Origin of the sequence: Acinetobacter sp. LMB-5 (assembly GCF_001541635.1) — a bacterium.
Taxonomy (GTDB): domain Bacteria; phylum Pseudomonadota; class Gammaproteobacteria; order Pseudomonadales; family Moraxellaceae; genus Acinetobacter; species Acinetobacter pittii.
Genome location: NZ_LRDR01000093.1, coordinates 1 through 363, shown reverse-complemented (window position 1 = coordinate 363; position 363 = coordinate 1). Strand labels below are relative to the sequence as shown.

1 protein-coding gene is annotated in these 363 nt (G+C 46.0%); it reads right to left on the bottom strand.

The window, feature by feature from the left end:
* Positions 1-363, bottom strand: a 363-nt coding sequence (locus AW165_RS19880; RefSeq protein ID WP_171254273.1) for a hypothetical protein, incomplete at both ends; no start/stop codon positions are given.

Below are 363 nucleotides of genomic sequence, written 5' to 3'. Positions count from 1 at the left end.
AGCTACAAAACTCCAAATATGGTGAGCTTTGGTTGCTATATAATGCATCTCCGTCAGTGTTAAAGAATGGCTTACCTGCGACTTTATCGGGCACAGTGACCCCTAATGCAGCAGAGTTAAACAAGATATTACAGTTTTGTTCAGATAGCGGGCCACCAGCGATACGACACTTCGCACCGTCAAAACCAAACTGCGGAACCGAGCTACTTGCAATCCCAAGTTTTGCGGAGCCTGATTGGAATGCTTGTAACTTCAATGACACTGAGTCAGAGAACGTAACATGATCGCCATCTTCCCATGCTACAAGAGAATCAGATTGAGGTAACAAGGAGACCGTCACTGGATCAACAACAGCTCCTGGGT